Source organism: Confluentibacter citreus (genome assembly GCF_002807055.1).
GTDB classification, from domain to species: domain Bacteria; phylum Bacteroidota; class Bacteroidia; order Flavobacteriales; family Flavobacteriaceae; genus Confluentibacter; species Confluentibacter citreus.
Genome location: NZ_NIXN01000003.1, coordinates 291,947 through 309,209, shown reverse-complemented (window position 1 = coordinate 309,209; position 17,263 = coordinate 291,947). Strand labels below are relative to the sequence as shown.

Below are 17,263 nucleotides of genomic sequence, written 5' to 3'. Positions count from 1 at the left end.
GATTAGCATGTATCAACAATAATTATTAATTTAGAAAACTGACATTGTTTATATGAAATGACCTAAAATATTGTTTTTATAATACCATACTAAACTAAATATTAATTTAAAATGAAACCAAAAATGTATCTTTATGTATTAATGTTATTAATCGGCGTCGTGTTGGCAGTGCATCTGTCAATGAATTCGCAAGTAGGCTCTATTGTTAGCAACGCACAAATGGGTAACGCCATTTTTTGGTGTATTGGTGGAATCACCGCAATAATCATTGGTGCTACCAATTGGGACCCAGAAGTATTTGTTAGATTAAAGGAAGTCCCTGTTTGGTTACTGTTTGCAGGGGTCATGGGGGCTGCATTGGTGTTTGGAATCGCATGGATTATTCCAAAAATAGGTGCAGCACCAGCATTTGTAATAATGATCGCAGGTCAAGTGATTGCGGGCATGGTCATGTCGCATTACGGATTGCTTGGCGCACCCGTAGAGCCTATTTCAACCACAAAAATTTTAGGAGCATTACTGCTGATAGGTGGTGCAGGATTGGTTACTTTTTCTAAATAAAAAATATAAATTATGAGTAAAGAGTTTGAATTTTCCAGAAGAGATTTTGTTAAAAAAACAAGTTTAGGGGGTTTGTCATTATTGGCTCTACCTACTTTGACCAGTATGGGGCTTTCTGAGGATTTTAAAAAGAAATTTGATATTGGAGCAACCTTTATTTTGTGGGGCTATGGTACAGAGAATTTAGAACCCGCTTTGGCCGATTTATCCAAGTTAGGATATCATTCTTTCGAAACCTTCGGTAATGTCATTCAGGATTATGACGAAAAACGTGGGGGATTGGAAGCCCTTATTGATAAAGTTGGTATGCCAATAACATCCGCTTTTTGTATGACCGATGTTTTAGATCCATCCAAAAAAAAGGAAGAGCTTGAGAAGCTAATAAAATGGTCTAAACTGCTAAAAAGAGCAGGAGGGAAAGTTGTGGAATATTGTCCTTCTAGCATCAATAGAAAGGACTATGATTACAAAGTGCATAAAAAATATATGGTGGAATCCATGAACGACTATGCGAAAGCAGTGACCGACCTTGGTTTAGTTTGTGCGCTTCATCCCCATACAGGTACGCCTATTGAGACCGAAGAGGAAGTGTATTTTATCATGGAAAATGTAAACACGGAATATATGAAGTTTGGCCCAGATGTTGGTCAGCTCCAAAAAGGTGGTGCAGATCCCGTTAAAATATGTAACGATTTTATGTCGCTAATAGAACATGTGCATCTTAAAGATTATGAAGGTGGAGATAATGGCTATTTAGGATATGCCCCGTTGGGTGAGGGCGAGGTTAATATAAAGAAAATATTAAAGCAGTTAGAAAAGGAAAGACCAAGTATGGCTGGTGCTATTATGTTCGAGTTAGATTATGATAGGCGAGTCAAACCAATACATACCACCTTTGAGGCTGCTGAAATCTCAAGAGATTACCTGAAAAAATTAGGTTACAAATTTAGTTGAAATTAATAAGTGATTGAATTTCAGTTTGTTGTTGGTTTCAAGTTAATAAGAAAAATTTAAAGGTTTCTAAATTAAAGATTTAGAAACCTTGTTAATTATTATTTTATGGATATATTAAAAAATTACATTGGAGGATCGTGGGTTAGTAGTAAAGAAAAAAAATCAATTGAAGTCGTTGACCCCGCTTCACAAGAAATATTAGCAAAAGTTCCTTATGGCGAAAATACCATTTCCGATGTTCAAGAAGCGGTAAAAATAGCTTCAAAAGCCTATCAGGAATGGCGGGAAGTACCTGTCATGAAAAGGGTTCAGCCACTTTATAAATTAAAGACCTTATTAGAAGAACACGCGGAAGACATTGCTAGAATAATCACTAAGGAATGTGGAAAAACGTTGAATGAATCAAGAGGTGAAATCCAGAGAGCTATAGAAAATGTGGAGGTTGCTTGTGGAACGCCCATTTTAATGCAAAGTGAATTTTCAGAGAATATAGCTTCTGGTATTGATGAGTTTATGATTCGTCAACCATTAGGAGTCTGTGCCTGCATTGCACCTTTCAACTTTCCGGGAATGATTCCATTTTGGTTTTTACCCTATGCCATTGCTTGTGGTAATACATTTATTTTAAAGCCTTCAGAAAAAGTGCCATTAACCATGATGAAGGTTTTTGAACTGTTGGATCAAATCGACTTACCAAAAGGTGTTGTGAACTTAGTTCACGGAGGTAAAGAATCGGTTGATGAATTATTAGAGAATAAGGAAGTAAAAGCTATAAGCTTTGTTGGTTCTACAAATATTGCCAAATATGTTTATTCCAAAGGCGCTGCTAATGGCAAAAGGGTTCAAGCGCAAGGAGGTGCCAAAAATCCCGTGGTTATATTACCTGATGCCGATTTAGATATGTCGGTAAAAATAATTATCGATAGTGTTTATGGTTGTGCTGGTCAGCGCTGTTTGGCGGCTTCAAATATCATAACGGTTGGTGATAATAACGGTAAAATTAAGGAGGCACTCTACGAAACGGCTAAAGCCCGAACAACAGGATATGGCCTTGATGAAAGTGTAGAAATGGGCCCTGTAATTACAAAGGATAGTCGGAATAGAATCTCACATTTAATAGACAAAGGTGTTAAAGAAGGTGCAAATCTATTATTGGATGGTAGAAACGCAAAAATCAATGGCTTTGAAAATGGTAATTTTTTAAAACCCACTATATTACAAAACTTACCTTTAAATGGTGAAGTGATAAGAACTGAGATTTTTGGACCGGTGATGAGTTTGATTGAGCTAAAATCGGTTGACGATGCACTTGAGTTTATAAATAGTGGCCGTTACGGCAATATGGCTTGTTTATTTACGAGTAGCGGAGCCAACGCCAGAAAGTTTAGAAACCAAGCCAATGCTGGTAATATTGGTATCAATATTGGTGTTGCTGCACCCATGGCTCAATTTCCTTTTAGTGGATGGAATGAAAGTTTCTTTGGAGATTTACATGGACAAGGTCGTCATGCCATAGAATTTTTTACCCAAACGAAAGTGGTTATAGAAAGGTGGCCAAAAGAATGGTCAAGAAAATTTTAAATTAGGGAATATAATATTAAGCTATGACTAATTATAAAGATAATCCTTTACTTAATTTTGAATTAAACCATTCAGATATAAAAACGATAGGGAAAGATTTACAAAGACCCGAGTGTATTTTGGCAGAACCTGACGGCTCACTTTGGTCCGCCGATGCGAGAGGTGGTGTTATGAAAATATCACCAGATGGCTCACAACAATTAATAACGCAAACAGGCTCCGATTTTTTTGGAGCAGCTAAAAGCGAAGCTACACGATATTTAGAAGGAACCTTGCCCAATGGTTTGGCTTTTGCCGATAACGGAGATATATTAATTTCGAATTTTGGCACGGATCGTTTGGAACGTATGACGCGAACGGGACATACCATTGTATTGGCCGACAAAATAGAAGGGGAAGAAATAGGCAAGGTGAATTTTGTTTTAAGGGATTCCAAAAACAGAATTTGGATAACCATTTCTACCAAAACCAAAAATTGGATGCACGCCTTAAAACACGATCTGAAAGATGGTTATGTCGCCAGATATGAAAATGGTGCTTTTAGAATTATGGCGGATGGATTTGGATTTACCAATGAAATACGGTTCGATAAAAATGAAGAATTTTTATATATTGTAGAAACAACTGGCGGCTGTATTACAAGAATGCGGTTGACTGAAAACGGCGATTTGGTAGATAGAGAGATTTTTGGCCCTACCAAATTAGGAAAAGGTGCTTGGCCCGATGGGATTGCTTTTGATGCTTTTGGAAATCTTTGGGGAACCACTGTCTATTCAGATAAATTATTTGTTTTAACTCCAGAAGGCGATATGAAAACCCTTTTAGATGAAGGTGATCCAGCAAAGGTAGAAGCTCTTGAAAAGGCATTTTATAACAACAATGTGACTGAAGATGTTCTTTTTGCTACGGGTCAAGGCATTGCTCCATGGATGGCTAGTGTTACCTTTGGTGGCCCCGATTTACGAACGGTTTACATCGGTTCACTTAAAGGAAAAAATATTCCATATTTTAAATCTCCAGTACCTGGTTTACCCATGGTTCATTGGAAATAATTATTAAATAATAAAAGAAAAGAATGATGCAATTACCAAAAGAAATGGATGCTCTTGTTTTAAAAGGAGTCAGGGAGTTTTCAATAGAAACGGTACCCGTCCCCATTCCCGATGCAGATGAGGTTATTTGTAAAGTGGACACGACGTTTATTTGTGGCACAGACCCACATATTATTAATGGCGATTTCCCTAAGTTTTGGCCAACTGGTTATCCTTTTATCCCCGGACACGAATGGTCTGGAACTATTGTGCAAACAGGAAAAAGAGCTTCACAATTAGGTTGGAATGAAGGTGATAGAGTTTGTGGCATTTCCCATTGTGGCTGTGGCTATTGTGAAATGTGTTTAAAGGGAAGATATAACATCTGTTTAAATTATGGGAATGAAGACAAAGGGCACAGACAGTATGGACATTATACACCTGGTGCCTATGCGCAATACATGCGTTCTTCAGTAAAAAGTATTTTCAAAATTCCTGATGATATGTCTCTTGAATATGCTGCATGTGTCGATCCATTAAGCATCGCTTTATATACCGTAAAAAGATCCAGAATGCAGCCGGGTGACGATATTCTCATTTTAGGAACAGGCCCACAAGGTTTAATGGCCATTTTATGCGCTAAAGCTATGGGAGCAGGGAGAATATTTGCTGCAGGAAGTGGAGAAAGACTTGTAAAAGCTCAAGAACTTGGAGCTATACCCATCGATTATAGGTTAGAAGATGTTGTAGAAAAAATAAAGGATTTAACCAATGGAAGAGGTGTTCCCGCTGTTTTGGAATGTGCAGGAACGTCCAAATCAATTACCCAGGCTTGTTTAGCTGTATCTAAGGGTGGTGTTGTATCAGTTATTGGTATTCCGCATTCGGACCCTTCGCTTCCATTAAAAAGAATTGTTTTGGAGGAAGTTGAGATTATTGGCAACAGGGCCAATCCGAATACGGCGCAACCGACCATTGAATTACTCCAAAATAAAAGAATCGATTTAACACCATTAATGACCCATCGATTTGCCCTAAAGGATTTTGACAAGGCCTTGGACATTTTTGAAAAAAGGGAAGATGGTGCCATTAAAGTGGCAACAAAACCAAATGGGTTATAATAAGAATAAAAAACTATTAAACTAAACTAATTATGAGTAACAAAGTAATGATTGTAAGTGGTGGCGCTTCTGGCTTAGGCCTTGCTGCTGCAGAAAAGTTCGCGAAAAACGGTTATAATATCGTCATCATAGATATAGATAAAGAAAAAGGAGAAAGGGCAGAAGCAAAGATTAAAAGCATGGGCCAAGATGCTATTTTTTGCCTATGTGATATTTCAAATAATGAACAAATAAAAGCTGCTGCAAAATTGACTAAAGAGCGATTCGGAAGGGCTGATGTTTTAATCAACAATGCTGGTCTAGAAGTAAGGGGTAGCATTTTACAATGTAGCGAAGAAGATTGGGTAAAATTATATAATATCAATCTAAAAGGAATTTACTATATGACCAATGCTTTTGCACCAATGATGATTGAACAAGGCAAAGGGGCTATTGTAAATACAGGTTCCATTTTGGGGTATAGAACCGTTGGTGAACGCGCTGCTTATTCGTCTTCAAAAGGGGCAATCGATACATTAACCAGAAGTATGGCTTTTGATTTGGCTCAAAATAATATTAGGGTTAATTGCGTAGCACCTGGTGCTATTGATACACCTTTATTAAGAGGGTCCATAAACGACTCACCAAATCCAGAAGAAACAGAAAACTTCTTAAATTCAAAGAGCGTGTTAAATAGAATGGGAACCTCTGAAGAAGTTGCCAATGTGATGTATTTTTTAGCATCAGATGAAGCGTCCTTTGTTACTGGAGCTACCTATTTTGTTGATGGTGGGTGGTCTATAATGTAAAATTTGTAAGACTTAAATCAGTAAATATTAATAATTCCATTAAAAATTAAGGCCAGTGATTTATTTAGAAAATAAACAAAACCTAATCCATAAAGGCATTACCCAATTGCTTGAAATAAAGGATGCAGAAATCAAATTGTTAAGTCTTTACCAATGTAGACATGCCATTGATAATGGCATTCACATAGGGGGCGCTTTTTCGGCTACTATTCCTATGGTAAGTCTTTTTTATGGGGGCATCATAGATGTGAATATTGAAAACCCAACGGCTATTAATCAAGATCAATTTGTATTAAGTAAGGGGCATGCCGTGGCCACGTTGGCTTCCATTTATGCTGATTTGGGTTATTTTGATATGAGCGTGCTAAAAAACTCCAGATCCATTTCAAGTGTACTCAATGGGCATCCAGGGCCTTTGCTTCCGGGTGTTCATGTGGCTACAGGGCCTATGGGACAAGGGATGGGTGTGGCACAAGGTTTTGCAATTGCTGGTCAGCAAACCAACAATTTTGATGTGTATGCGTTAACGGGTGATGGCGAATTGCAAGAAGGTCCTATTTGGGAAGCTGTTATGTATGCAGGAGCCAAACGCTTGGAGAATTTATGTGTTATGGTAGATAATAATGGTGGCCAATTGGACATCGTTTCTAGCTTGCATTTTCCTTACCATAATTTAGGAGCCAATTTTGAAAGTTTTGGTTGGAGGGTTTTAGAAGTTGATGCTACACAATACCATACAGTTTATGAAGCATTGCATACGTTTAAATATCAACCAAGAGATGGCAGACCAACAGCTATTATTTGTAAATCCACCAAAGGACATGGCGGATTTTCAAACCTAATGAATAATCACAAATCAACCTTAGGCGCTGAATTACTTGATCAAGAAGAAACTTGCCATAAGAATACTAGATTACAAAAGGAAAAAGCATTTTGTGACTTTTTTAATAAGATCTTAAAAGAAGCACATTTTTCTGAAGTTACCGATGTTTTAAGTCAACACGCACAACAAATGGGTTTCGAACTTAAATTGGACAAGTCAGAGTTAAAAAAAATATCCAATATACCAGCTAAAGTTAAATTAAAGAAAGCTGAAATTAGGAATAAAAAAATAGAATATAATACTGAAAAGCTTCCCAAGTTAGAACTTGGAAAATTGTATGCAGCAGACAAAGTGATTGAAAGTGCCATGAAGGTTTTTGCTTCGGATGAACGTGTTTTTTCAATTGATTCTGATTTGGCATCGACCAGCGGACTTCAATCAGGAATAGGTCATGTTGATAAAAGAAGGGCTTTGAATGTAGGTGTTGCAGAAGCAAACATGATGTTGATTGGTGAAGCATTGAGTGTGCTGGGCTCTAATGTGTGGGTGAGTACGTTTTGTCCGTTTTTCGATTGGAAAGTACTTAGAAGAATTGCGGTTGGTCACCAAGAACGATTAGAGGTTATAGAATCTAAAGGCTGGCTATCTGAAGGACATGGCATAGATTATACCATGGTGGTGACTGCGGCAGATTTGGATACACAGTCTAATGGAGCGACCCACATGGGTAATGACGATGCCTTGTTAATGAATGAGGCGGCTCATATTAAAATAATAAATGTGTCCTGTCCGCAACAATTATTAAGCATGATGAAATGGATTGTAGAAGGAAACAAAGGCATTATTTACCTAAGAATTCTAAGAGCGCCTTCTAAAGTAATTTATAGTGATGATTTTAAATTTGAATTTGGAAAATCCTATTCAGTTGTTCAAAGAGATAGTGTTCATGCCTATATCGTTACGAGCGGCAGAAGTGTTTTTGAAGCTATGGATGCCAGTGATATTTTATTAGGTAACGGGTTTAATGTTAATGTGATCGATATGCCTTCTATTGATTCTAATGCCATTATTGAACTTTATAATTCAGGAAAACCTGTTTTTATTGCTGAACAGAATAATGGGTATTTATGGACAAATTTCAGAAAAGTACTTTTTTCAAGTTTAGAGTCAATTCATACCAAAAACATGCACCCTATCAATCTAACTGCGAATGGCGAAATAAACTATATCCATTCCGGAACTTATAGCGAATTGGCAGAACATTATGAATTAAATGCAGATAAGCTCAGTAAACAAATTCTTAACATATTAAAAAGTTAGAAAATGACAATAATACATGAAAGTGATGTAGAAGAAGTAAGTCACCCAGGACGATTTATGAAATGGTTAGCTAATGAAGATTCTTTAAAAGCTAAAAATTTATCGGTTTGTGTCATCAGGGTGTTGCCAGGTGAAACGGTGAGGCCTGCACATTCCCACCCCAATAGTGAGGAATTGATATATATTATTAATGGTGAAGGAAAAGTGATGATTGAAAATGAAGTGGGCGATGTTAAAACTGGTTCAGCAATTCTTTTTGAACAGGGGAAAATCCATATGTTGAAAAACACGGGAGATACAGAAATGAAGGTCATTTGTTTTTTCGCTCCTGCAACAAATATTGATAATTATAAAACATTTGAGGATATTACTTTTCCTGAATAATAGTTAGACTTCAGTACAAACAAAAAACCACAGATTTTATAATGTGGTTTTTTGTTTTTTAGAACTATTTGATTTTTTATTTAATTTCAATTTCAAAAGGCGATGCTGGCAAACCTTCTTTATTATACAGATTCGGATTATCTGGATTATCTGCCCATGCATAACGAACGTATTTTGGTTCCGTAATAGCATCACTCCAAACCACTACCTTGTCGCCTTCAATTTTAGCGTTTGCCCAAACAAATTTTTTGTCTTCACCTGCCATTGCAAATTCACTTAAAGCTTCGCCGTCATAACTAGTCAGTCCGCTTCCTGTATGATTGAACGACATAGTAACTTTGTTTTCTTCTATTTTATAATCCTTATATAAAGGGCCGGAATAAACAATATCTTGACCATAAGCAAGTTTTAATCCAGCCAAAGCCATGCGCTCACCGACATCTTTTTTGTTGTCTGGGTGAATATCGTTCCATTCGCCTAAATCAATGTTTACCGTCATGGCCGTATTAGGGACTGAAAGTGCTTTCAATTGTGACTGTCTCAATTCTGCCCAACCGCTTTCAGAAGGCACATAAGATACATCCATAAAATTAGGAAGTTGTGCGTAAATTACAGGAATGTCTGGGTTGTTAAAAACAGTTCTAAAACCATCGATTAAGGCATTCATATAACTTTCGTAAATTTTAGCTTGGCCTGTATTGCTTTCACCTTGATACCACAAAATGCCTTTCATTGGGAGTTGCGTGTATGGCGCTATCATGGCATTGTATAAAGACGTTGGTTCATTTTGCGGATTGATTCTTCTTGGTCTTGGCGCATCCGTATTATTTCTTCTAAAAGCTGAAAAATCCATTGGTGGAAATACATCACCGACTTTATATTCCCAATACCCTTTTAAATCCACTGTATCTTTTTCAGTAAAGATGTAATAGGGTTTATCTGGTACAAAACCACCTTTCCCACTATTGTTTGTGACTCTAACTACAAAAATATTTTTACCTGCTTTTAATAAATCAGCAGGGACTTTATATCTCCGTTGTGGATACTGGTATGTTTTTTCACCAACTTTTACGCCGTTTATATATAGTTCGTCAGCATCAACAATTCTCCCCAAAAAGACCCTGGCTTCTTTATTTTCCATAGACTCGGGTAGTTCAATCTCCCTACGGTACCAAACAACGCCATTTAAATCTTTAATACCTTGATCTTCCCAATACCCAGGAATGTTGATGGTTCTCCAATTCTTCGGAGTAAAGTTAACATCATACCAAGGTAATTCGCCTATTAATCCTTTGTCTGTAGGTTTTTGTGGTGTCCTGTTAGTTGCAGTACTAGTTCTCATTTGGCTATTTACAAATGAGGTATCTTTATTTTCTTCAATAATTTTCAGGATGTCTGGGAAATTCCTGAAACCCTCTTTTGGTGTCCAAGCTTCTATGGGTGTGCCACCCACGCTCGCATTCACTAAACCAATCGGAATACGGTATTTTTCATAAATCTTTTTAGCAAAAAAATAAGCCACAGCCGAAAAAGGTCTGATTTCTTCACCAACGGCTTTTAGCCATTCGCCACCTTCTAAATCGTTTTTAGGGCCAGAAATACTGGTTGTTGTTGGTATTTTAAAATGACGTATTTCTGGATTGTTGGCATTTTTTATTTCATCGGCATATGTGACATCATGGATGTCCAATTCATGAACCATGTTAGATTGTCCGGTGCACAACCAAACATCACCAATTAAAATATCTTTAACTTCAACCGTATTATTACCAGAAATGGTCATAGTGAAAGGGCCACCAGCTTTCATTTTTGGTAAAATTATAGTCCAGTTGCCTTCAGAGGAAGCTTTGGTACTATATTTTTTTCCTTGGAAAGAAACAGTGACTTTTTCACCTGGGGACGCCCATCCCCAAACGGGAATCTTAGCATCGCGCTGTAATACCACACCATCGCTTATAAGCTTAGGGAGTTTTACATCGGCGAAACAAGTTGAAATTGAAATTAAAAAGAGGATTAATGTAATGATGCTCTTAGTTTGTTTAATCATATTTAGTAGTTTATCAAGTTTTGTATTTAAAAATAATACTTATTTACTGAACCTTATAAAGGATAAACAAAAAGTTAATAAAAGTAAATGCTTTAAAATATTTTTTGCGCAAATTTTTCAACATTTATAGAAGGATTAACAATAATTTCAAACTCTATGACTCCTAGAATTAATTCATCTTTTGTTAGAACTTCAACTTCCCATTCACCTTCTTTAATATTGCTTTTGTATGTGTAACCGCGATAGCCATTGTTTCTTCCTCCGGTTATTTCAAATTCAATATCATCAGCAATTTCCCATTTTTCTTGTGCTTTATTATACCATTTCCATCTATGGATAATGGATTGCTCTAAAGCAGTTGGCGCAAAAATGGATGAAAAGATATATACTTTTTCAGTTGGCGTATAATTAAATTTTAAATTATGGTCACGCCAAAAAATATCTTGGCTGTCTGCTTCGTATGTTACAATGTAGGTATTGTTTTCAACAACAACATCATGAGCTACTATGCCCGCTTCTAATGCTAAGGGCACTGGCGGAATTAATTTGAAAAAGTAAAAGGAATTAATGCATAAATAAATGGATAGTATCAAGCCAATCATTTTTCCTAAATGTATTTCTGCTCTGGTACTTGGGCTCACTGAATGAATAAATATGATTAATATAAGGGTGCAAGCTAAACTTACAACCCCGGAAAAAAGAAATATATTAGTGTTCATTTCTTTTGCCAGTACAGGAATCATAAAAGCAAAGAAAGTGAAGCTTATAAAAAAATAGACGCTGAATTGAAAATACTTATTTGAAATGCTTTTTTTAAGGAATTCATTAGCAATAAGTAAAGTCAATAAAATTATAAAAAAACAGACTGTTTTAGAAAGAGAGACACTTCTGGAAAAATAAATAACATAAGCGCCCGAGAGTCCGCCAAAAAAAAATTGAATGACCAATGGGAAATACGCTTCATACTTTTCAAGCCAAGTATTTTTCCATTTTCCGTCATCTGCTACATTATAAAAATAAAGACTTATACTTAAAAGAGACATGTATAAGCACAACACAATTAAATCATATAGCTGATCAATCCTGCCAAGTGTTAAGGTGTCAAAAATAAACCCACCAATGAAAAAAATAATAGGTGCATACTTTTGGTACTTTTTTAGAAACCTACTTAAGGCACTGTTTCTATACTTCGCCCAAATTCTTTTCATATGTAAATAATTATTGTTTTAGAGGTCATATGTTATCGCTTTATTTTTATTGGGGTTTATTTGCAATAAACTTGTGGATAATGGCGATTTCATATGTTTATCTTAACAGAATAAATATAGGGTAATAATCAAATTAATCCCCTTTGTTTAAGTTATTTGTTCACATAACAAATATGAAGCCAGAATTTAATTTATGCCTAAGATAAAAAAGCAATTATGCAATTGCCTTTTATATGAGTTATCTATTAGAAATGTAGAGGATTATTTAGTTTTTCGATTTATTAAGACTGTGGGATTTACAATATGCGGAATTCTGTTGTTTGTGTAAAATTCAATAATATTTGTTGCAGCTAATTGAGCCATCTCATTTCTAGCCTCTATAGTTGCAGAGCCGATATGAGGTAAAACCGATACATTTTCCATGTGTAATAGCGGATTGTTTGGAAGCATGGGTTCTGGATTTGTCACATCCAATCCAGCTCCCCAAATGGTTTTATTATTTAATGCGTCAATTAAATCCAATTCATTATGAACCATGCCCCGAGAAGTATTAATGAATATGGATGTCGGTTTCATTTTACCAAAAGCGTCTTTATTAAAAACGCCCTCGGTTTTGGGGTTTAATGAACAGTGTACCGAAATAACGTCGCTTTGAGATAATAAATCATTGAAATCAACAAACGTTGCATCTAATTCCTTTTCGGCTTCTAAATTGGGTTTGGAATTATTGTATATAATGTTCATATTGTAAGAACCTTTACACCGTTTAGCCATTTCAATACCTATTCTACCCAAACCAAAAATGCCCAATGTTTTATTTTTGAGTTCCATACCTAAATTAGCTTTTGGTCTAAAATAACTCCACTCGCCTTTAATGATCTGCTTATGCATGAAAAACATTTTTCTGGACGTGGCAATCATCAGTCCAAAAGCTGTGTCTGCTGTTGCGTCGCTCATGGCATTGGGTGCGTAACCAATGGGGATTCCTAGTCTGGTGGCTTCAGGGATATCAATGTTATCATATCCAGCTGCAAACTGGGAAATAATGTCAAGGTGAGAACACGCGTTTAAAAATCGTTTGTCTATACTATCAGAGCCTGCACAAAATAAGGCATTGTGTAGCATGGCGTTTTCTATTAACTCATCTTGTGTCATGGGCCTGTCTTCGTTCCAAGTTGTGACGTTAAATCCAGCATTTCTTAATAGATTAACCCCGATTTCAGGAAAAAGTTTAGATATAAATATCTTTTTAATGTTCATAATGTTATAGGATGCATGTAGAATATCAGATAGCCTTACTCAGAATATCATATATATTATGTTGGATTTATAAATATAGTAAACTAATTTATTTATAGGATATAATTGATTGCAGAAGTATGGATTTTAAGATTTAGGTTCATAAGATAAATTTCAGAAAATATTTGTGAATTCACTTTTGCATTCATTAAAATCAAAAGAGTCAATTAGTAAAGACGATGCCGACGGAATGGAATTCAATAGTATTAAAATTTTGGATGAGGTGTTTTAGGATTTATTTTTAAATCTTTCTGATTATAAGTAGTTTAAATTAATGTAAAAACCAATCTTTGGTTTTAAATTGTTTTTAGGGAATTATTCAATTTTTATATTTTACATTTTTTGCCTTGTGTAAAACCCACTCAAACGATTTCGTTGAGGGTAATTTGAAATGCAAATTATTTCTTAAAATAAGACTTTAATTTTTTTTTAAAACGAAATAATTTGTATGTTCGGATTTTTAAATGAAAAAAATTAAGAATTAGCAAATAAATGGTACAAACATTACAATAAATACTTACAGGTTTAATTGTTTTTGGTTATTTCTTATTTTTAATTAATTCACCATTCAATATTTTAATAGTATGCTATCATTTTTAATAGTATGCTATCATTTATTGATTGCTAATTTTATTTTAACCAACTAAACCAAATTTTTAAGAATGCCATCTACTACTAAAGATTTTTACAAGTATTTTTACATTGCAGCCCTAGTTTTTTTAATAGCCTACATATACATTGTGGTTGATTCTCATGCCCCTTCTGCTGGATGGGCATTGTTGTTGTTTTTTACAAGTCTAGCAATTGCTTTTAAAGGAAGTAAATTGCTTAGCGGTTTATCTTTTACCATGTTTATTTTTGGGACAGTGGGTCTTTCTTTATACCATCCCGAGTATTTTACCCAATGGGGTGATTTTAATTTAAAGGCTTTAATAATACCACTTATACAGATAATCATGTTCGGTATGGGAACATCCATGAGCATAAAAGATTTCGCAGCTGTTATTAAAACCCCTAAAGGTGTTATTATTGGGGTAGTTAGTCAGTTTATGATTATGCCCATTATAGGTTTAACATTGGCAAATTTATCAGGATTAGAACCTGAAATTGCAGCGGGTATTATTTTGATAGGTTGTTCACCAAGTGGACTTGCATCTAATGTGATGTGTTATTTAGCAAAAGCTAATTTGGCACTTTCACTAACAGTAACCTCTATTACAACATTATTGGCTCCTTTTATCACACCAGTGTTAATGAAATTATTGGCAGGGTCGCTTATAGAAATTGATGTATATGGCATGATGTGGGAGATTTTTAAAATGATAATCATACCAATTGGTGCTGGATTAATATTTAATAAGCTATTAAGTGGAAAATCACAATGGGTAGATAAGGCTATGCCAATAGTTTCTATGGTTGGTATTGCATTAATTCTTACTATTATAACAGCTGCAGGTAGAGATAGTTTATTGGCTATAGGCCCTATTTTAATTGTTGTTGTATTAATTCATAACATGAGTGGATATACTCTAGGTTATTGGTCCGCCAGATTGTTTAAAATGCCCGAAAGTGATTGTAGGACTGTTGCATTAGAAGTGGGCATGCAAAATGCAGGGCTTGCATCAGGTATTGCAGCACAATTAGGCAAACTAGCAACCATAGGATTAGCTCCTGCTGTATTTGGTCCAATAATGAATATTACTGGTTCTGCATTAGCTAGTTGGTGGCATAACCGTCAACCAGAAGGAGAACAACCAGAAGAGGTAGAATTCAAAAGACATTAATTAAGAAAAAACTCAACATTCATAAAACTAAAACTAAATTTCATCACGTATGTCAAAATTAAAATTCGTATTGTTCGCGGTAGCAGCAATTACTCTAGGGTCACAAATTAATGCCCAAGAGGTACAAATAAGCAAAGAAGAATTAATTGCTTTAACCCCTGCATGGAAGGGTGAACGTTTTCCTGATGGTAGACCAAAAGTTCCAGACGCTATTCTAAAAAGAATGAAATTGGTAAGTGTGGAAGAAGCTTGGTCAACCATGAAAAATGCTGGATATGGTTTCCAAATTGCTGAAGGATGGAAGCAAATAAATCCAGATAGCGTTTTGGTTGGTCGCGCTTTTACAACTATTTTTATGCCAGGACGTCCTGATGTATGGAAAGCTATTGATTCTGTTGGAAAAAAGAAAGGTTGGAGAGCGCAAAACTCTTGGCCAATAGATATGTTGTCTAAAGGGGATGTTTATGTGGTAAACCAATTTGGAGCTAAAGTTGATGGCCCTACTATCGGAGATAATGTCGGTAATGCTATTTATGCGAAAAGCGGTAATGGTGTAGTGTATGATGGAGCTCTTAGAGATGTAGAAGGATTAGAAGAAATAGGAGGTTTTACGTCTTATTATACTAGTTATGATCCATCATATCACAATCCTGGAAGAAATCCTAATACCATGATTATGGGTATCAATAAACCGACCTTAATAAGACAAGTAACAGTTATGCCTGGAGATGTGGTTTTAGGTAGAATGGGTGTTGTGGTATTTATTCCAGCTCATTTAGCAGAGCAAATTGTAAAAACTTCTGAAGTTGTTAGACTTAGAGATATGTTTGGTCACGAACGTTTGAGAGCAGGAACTTATACTGCTGGGCAAATAGATGGTCGTTGGGAAGAGGCTATAGAAAAAGATTTTTCGAAATGGTTAAATGATCATATTGATGAATTACCTGTGCCTAAGGAGCAAATTCAAGAAATATTAAAGGAAAGAACTTGGTAGTAAACCGTAACCTATAAACTAAATAAATTACTAATTAATAAACAATTAAAAATGGCAAATTCAAATTCTAGGAGATCATTCATTACCAAAGCCACCATGGCGGCGGCGGCGGCTCCACTAGTAACATTCGGACAAGGGTATCAAGATGCCGTTGATAAGAATGAAAAATTATCGGCTCCTTCAGATTTAAAAATAACAGACGTTAAATGTGGTTATATTGGCGGAAGTTTATTTGTGAAAATATTTACTGACCAAGATATTTATGGTTGTGGTGAGGGTGTAGATGCTATTAATGGAACATACCATTTGGTGCAAAGTTTCGGTAGAAGATTAAGAGGACAAAGTCCATTCAACGTCCACAAAATTTTTGAGGATATCCGTAGAGGAGGGCATTTTGGTGGAGGACAATCAGGTATGTACGTTGCTGTACTTTCTGCCATAGAAACTGCTTTATGGGATTTAACAGGCAAAGCTTTAGGACTTCCTGTTTATCAACTATTAGGTGGTAAATTTAGAGATAAAGTAAGGGTATATTGTGATACGGCACTTTACCGTGTACGTTTCCCATCACCAGATGATTTTGCTACTGCTGCAAAAGATGCTATAAAAAATTGGGGATTCAGCGCTTTAAAATTCGATATAGATTATGCTTCTGATCCTGATAAACATGATCGTTATAACTGGACAGCAAGTCCAGGCGAAATAACTAGAATGTATAATCAATTAGCTGCAGTAAGAGAGGCAGTGGGTCCTAAAGTAGATTTATGTGTGGATATGCACGGGCGTTACGACCATGTCACTGCACAAACGATTGCTAGTAAAGTAGGGGATTTAAACTTAACATGGTTAGAAGAACCAATTCCAGCAGAGAACTATGATGCGTTTAAAGCGCTTACTGCAGAAACCAGTGTGCCAATTTCGGCAGGTGAAAACGCCTATCTTGGACATGCTTTCAAACAATTGCTTGATAACGGGGTAGATATCATCATGCCAGATTTACAAAAATGTGGTGGATTAGGAGAAGGCCAACGTATTGCGAACCTTTCAAACTTATACTATGTTCCTTTCTCACCTCACATGGTGGCATCGTTCTTAGGAGCTATGGCTTGTGCACATGTTTGTGCATCAGTGCCTAACTTCCATTTAATGGAATGGCAATCGTATTTCCATACTAATGAGATGTATAGAGAAATTGTTATTTTTGATGAAGAAGATTGGGTTAAAGATAGTTACGTTAAAGTATCAAACAAACCTGGAATTGGTGTAGATCTTAACATTGAAGCCATGAAAAAATATGCTACTAGAAATGTGCCATTCTTTGAATAATTAACGTTCAACTGTAATTATTATTCAACAAAAAACCACTTC

At 35.7% G+C, this 17,263-nt stretch carries 14 protein-coding genes; 11 read left to right on the top strand and 3 right to left on the bottom strand.

Going from position 1 to position 17,263, the window contains the following annotated elements; genetic code table 11:
- Positions 1 to 111: 111 nt before the first annotated feature.
- The 8 genes from CDH49_RS08980 to CDH49_RS08945 all read left to right on the top strand — a co-directional run bounded on the left by CDH49_RS08980 (position 112) and on the right by CDH49_RS08945 (position 8,563).
- Positions 112 to 561, top strand: a complete 450-nt coding sequence (locus CDH49_RS08980; protein WP_100611889.1) for a DMT family transporter — start codon at positions 112 to 114, stop codon at positions 559 to 561.
- Positions 562 to 573: 12 nt separating this feature from the next.
- Positions 574 to 1,515, top strand: coding sequence for a sugar phosphate isomerase/epimerase family protein (locus tag CDH49_RS08975; protein WP_100615164.1), 942 nt, complete (start codon positions 574 to 576; stop codon positions 1,513 to 1,515).
- Positions 1,516 to 1,620: 105 nt separating this feature from the next.
- Positions 1,621 to 3,096 (top strand): CoA-acylating methylmalonate-semialdehyde dehydrogenase, encoded by a 1,476-nt coding sequence (locus CDH49_RS08970; RefSeq protein ID WP_100615163.1) that lies wholly within the window; start codon positions 1,621 to 1,623, stop codon positions 3,094 to 3,096.
- 23 nt (positions 3,097 to 3,119) lie between these two features.
- A complete protein-coding gene (locus CDH49_RS08965) occupies positions 3,120 to 4,148 on the top strand; it encodes an SMP-30/gluconolactonase/LRE family protein (protein WP_100615162.1) in 1,029 nt (342 codons plus the stop codon).
- 23 nt (positions 4,149 to 4,171) lie between these two features.
- A complete protein-coding gene (locus CDH49_RS08960; protein ID WP_100615161.1) occupies positions 4,172 to 5,248 on the top strand; it encodes a zinc-dependent alcohol dehydrogenase in 1,077 nt (358 codons plus the stop codon).
- Positions 5,249 to 5,280: 32 nt separating this feature from the next.
- Entirely contained in the window at positions 5,281 to 6,036 is a 756-nt protein-coding gene (locus CDH49_RS08955; RefSeq protein WP_100615160.1) for an SDR family NAD(P)-dependent oxidoreductase, read from the top strand.
- Positions 6,037 to 6,091: 55 nt separating this feature from the next.
- A complete protein-coding gene (locus tag CDH49_RS08950; RefSeq protein WP_204524812.1) occupies positions 6,092 to 8,179 on the top strand; it encodes a hypothetical protein in 2,088 nt (695 codons plus the stop codon).
- A gap of 3 nt (positions 8,180 to 8,182) precedes the next feature.
- Complete coding sequence (locus CDH49_RS08945; protein ID WP_100615159.1) at positions 8,183 to 8,563, top strand: cupin domain-containing protein; 381 nt, start codon at positions 8,183 to 8,185, stop codon at positions 8,561 to 8,563.
- Positions 8,564 to 8,639: 76 nt separating this feature from the next.
- On the opposite strand, the gene CDH49_RS08940 is transcribed toward CDH49_RS08945, so the two are convergent.
- The 3 genes from CDH49_RS08940 to CDH49_RS08930 all read right to left on the bottom strand — a co-directional run bounded on the left by CDH49_RS08940 (position 8,640) and on the right by CDH49_RS08930 (position 13,078).
- Positions 8,640 to 10,610, bottom strand: a complete 1,971-nt coding sequence (locus CDH49_RS08940; RefSeq protein ID WP_100615158.1) for a sialate O-acetylesterase — start codon at positions 10,608 to 10,610, stop codon at positions 8,640 to 8,642.
- Positions 10,611 to 10,702: 92 nt separating this feature from the next.
- A complete protein-coding gene (locus CDH49_RS08935; RefSeq protein WP_100615157.1) occupies positions 10,703 to 11,818 on the bottom strand; it encodes a DUF2914 domain-containing protein in 1,116 nt (371 codons plus the stop codon).
- Between the two features lie 261 nt (positions 11,819 to 12,079).
- Positions 12,080 to 13,078, bottom strand: a complete 999-nt coding sequence (locus CDH49_RS08930; protein WP_100615156.1) for a 2-hydroxyacid dehydrogenase — start codon at positions 13,076 to 13,078, stop codon at positions 12,080 to 12,082.
- Between the two features lie 701 nt (positions 13,079 to 13,779).
- Between CDH49_RS08930 and CDH49_RS08925 the strand changes: the two genes are divergently transcribed.
- The 3 genes from CDH49_RS08925 to CDH49_RS08915 are packed head-to-tail and all read left to right on the top strand — an operon-like array spanning position 13,780 to position 17,221.
- Positions 13,780 to 14,901: a bile acid:sodium symporter family protein gene (locus tag CDH49_RS08925; protein WP_100615155.1), complete on the top strand. Its 1,122-nt coding sequence runs from the start codon at positions 13,780 to 13,782 to the stop codon at positions 14,899 to 14,901.
- A gap of 49 nt (positions 14,902 to 14,950) precedes the next feature.
- On the top strand, positions 14,951 to 15,895 hold the full coding sequence (locus CDH49_RS08920) for an RraA family protein (RefSeq protein ID WP_100615154.1): 945 nt from the start codon (positions 14,951 to 14,953) through the stop codon (positions 15,893 to 15,895).
- A 51-nt stretch (positions 15,896 to 15,946) separates the two neighbouring features.
- On the top strand, positions 15,947 to 17,221 hold the full coding sequence (locus CDH49_RS08915) for a mandelate racemase/muconate lactonizing enzyme family protein (protein ID WP_100615153.1): 1,275 nt from the start codon (positions 15,947 to 15,949) through the stop codon (positions 17,219 to 17,221).
- The last annotated feature ends 42 nt before the right edge of the window (positions 17,222 to 17,263 follow it).